Here is a 2,571-nt window from a genome sequence, read left to right on the forward strand (position 1 = left end):
CAGGATCATATCGTCGGGTCTTTTTTCCGGCTCAGTCATCGCCCAAGCTGGCGCTATCTGGGCATCGGGGAGGAAGAAGCCCGTGCCTTTTCCCGCGAGGTTGAAGCGGCATGGAAAGAGTTTGCCGAGGACGACTGTTGCTGCATTGACGTTGAGCGAAAACGCACGTTCACCATGATGATTCGGGAAGGTGTGGCCATGCATGCCTTTAACGGTGAACTGTTCGTTCAGGCCACCTGGGATACCAGCCCGTCGCGACTGTTCCGGACACAGTTCCGGATGGTCAGTCCGAAGCGTATCAGCAACCCGAACAATACCGGCGACAGCCGGAACTGCCGTGCCGGTGTGCAGATTAATGACAGCGGTGCGGCGCTGGGATATTACGTCAGCGAGGACGGCTATCCTGGCTGGATGCCGCAGAAATGGACATGGATACCCCGTGAGTTACCCGGCGGGCGCGCCTCGTTCATTCACGTTTTTGAACCCGTGGAGGACGGGCAGACCCGCGGTGCAAATGTGTTTTACAGCGTGATGGAGCAGATGAAGATGCTCGACACGCTGCAGAACACGCAGCTGCAGAGCGCCATTGTGAAGGCGATGTATGCCGCCACCATTGAGAGTGAGCTGGATACGCAGTCAGCGATGGATTTTATTCTGGGCGCGAACAGTCAGGAGCAGCGGGACAAGCTGACCGGCTGGATTGGTGAAATTGCCGCGTATTACGCCGCAGCACCGGTCCGTCTGGGAGGCGCAAAAGTGCCGCACCTGATGCCGGGTGACTCACTGAACCTGCAGACGGCTCAGGACACGGATAACGGCTACTCCGTGTTTGAGCAGTCACTGCTGCGGTATATCGCTGCCGGACTGGGTGTCTCGTATGAGCAGCTTTCCCGGAATTACGCCCAGATGAGCTACTCCACGGCACGGGCCAGCGCGAACGAGTCGTGGGCGCACTTTATGGGGCGGCGAAAATTCGTCGCATCCCGTCAGGCGAGCCAGATGTTTCTGTGCTGGCTGGAAGAGGCCATCGCCCGCCGCGTGGTGACGTTACCTTCAAAAGCGCGCTTCAGTTTTCAGGAAGCCCGTAGTGCCTGGGGGAACTGCGACTGGATAGGCTCCGGTCGTATGGCCATCGATGGTCTGAAAGAAGTTCAGGAAGCGGTGATGCTGATAGAAGCCGGGCTGAGTACCTACGAAAAAGAGTGTGCAAAACGCGGCGATGACTATCAGGAAATTTTTGCCCAGCAGGTCCGTGAATCGATGGAGCGTCGTGCAGCCGGTCTTAAACCACCCGCCTGGGCGGCTGCGGCATTTGAATCCGGGCTGCGACAATCAACAGAGGAGGAGAAGAGTGACAGCAGAGCTGCGTAATCTCCCGCATATTGCCAGCATGGCCTTTAATGAGCCGCTGATGCTTGAACCCGCCTATGCGCGGGTTTTCTTTTGTGCGCTTGCAGGCCAGCTTGGGATCAGCCGCCTGACGGATGCGGTGTCCGGCGACAGCCTGACTGCCCAGGAGGCACTCGCGACGCTGGCATTATCCGGTGATGATGACGGACCACGACAGGCCCGCAGTTATCAGGTCATGAACGGCATCGCCGTGCTGCCGGTGTCCGGCACGCTGGTCAGCCGGACGCGGGCGCTGCAGCCGTACTCGGGGATGACCGGTTACAACGGCATTATCGCCCGTCTGCAACAGGCTGCCAGCGACCCGATGGTGGACGGCATTCTGCTCGATATGGACACGCCAGGCGGAATGGTGGCGGGGGCATTTGACTGCGCTGACATCATCGCCCGTGTGCGTGACATAAAACCGGTATGGGCGCTGGCCAACGACATGAACTGCAGTGCAGGTCAGCTGCTTGCCAGTGCCGCCTCCCGGCGTCTGGTCACGCAGACCGCCCGGACAGGCTCCATCGGCGTCATGATGGCTCACAGTAATTACGGTGCTGCCCTGGAGAAACAGGGTGTGGAAATCACGCTGATTTACAGCGGCAGCCATAAGGTGGATGGCAATCCCTACAGCCATCTTCCGGATGACGTCCGGGAGACACTGCAGTCCCGGATGGACGCAACCCGCCAGATGTTTGCGCAGAAGGTGTCGGCATATACCGGCCTGTCTGTGCAGGCTGTGCTGGATACCGAGGCTGCAGTGTACAGCGGTCAGGAGGCCATTGATGCCGGACTGGCTGATGAACTTGTTAACAGCACCGATGCGATCACCGTCATGCGTGATGCACTGGATGCGCGTAAATCCCGTCTCTCAGGAGGGCGAATGACCAAAGAGACTCAATCAACAACTGTTTCAGCCACTGCTTCGCAGACTGACGTTACTGACGTGGTGCCAGCGACGGAGGGCGAAAACGCCAGCGCGGCGCAGCCGGACGTGAACGCGCAGATCACCGCTGCGGTTGCGGCAGAAAACAGCCGCATTATGGGGATCCTCAACTGTGAGGAGGCTCACGGACGCGAAGAACAGGCCCGCGTGCTGGCAGAAACCCCCGGTATGACCGTGGAAACGGCCCGCCGCATTCTGGCAGCTGCACCACAGAGTGCACAGGCGCGCAGTGA

The 2,571-nt window shown here is 59.4% G+C and carries 2 protein-coding genes; both read left to right on the forward strand.

The features are described 5' to 3' along the window. On the forward strand, positions 1-1,371 hold a 1,371-nt coding region (locus FQZ95_RS13700), incomplete at its 5' end, for a phage portal protein (RefSeq protein ID WP_160530300.1). Beyond that, on the forward strand, positions 1,352-2,571 hold a 1,220-nt coding region (locus FQZ95_RS13705; protein ID WP_160530301.1), incomplete at its 3' end, for a S49 family peptidase. The genes FQZ95_RS13700 and FQZ95_RS13705, both read left to right, overlap by 20 nt.

Origin of the sequence: Escherichia sp. HH41S (assembly GCF_009820115.1) — a bacterium.
GTDB lineage: Bacteria > Pseudomonadota > Gammaproteobacteria > Enterobacterales > Enterobacteriaceae > Escherichia > Escherichia coli_F.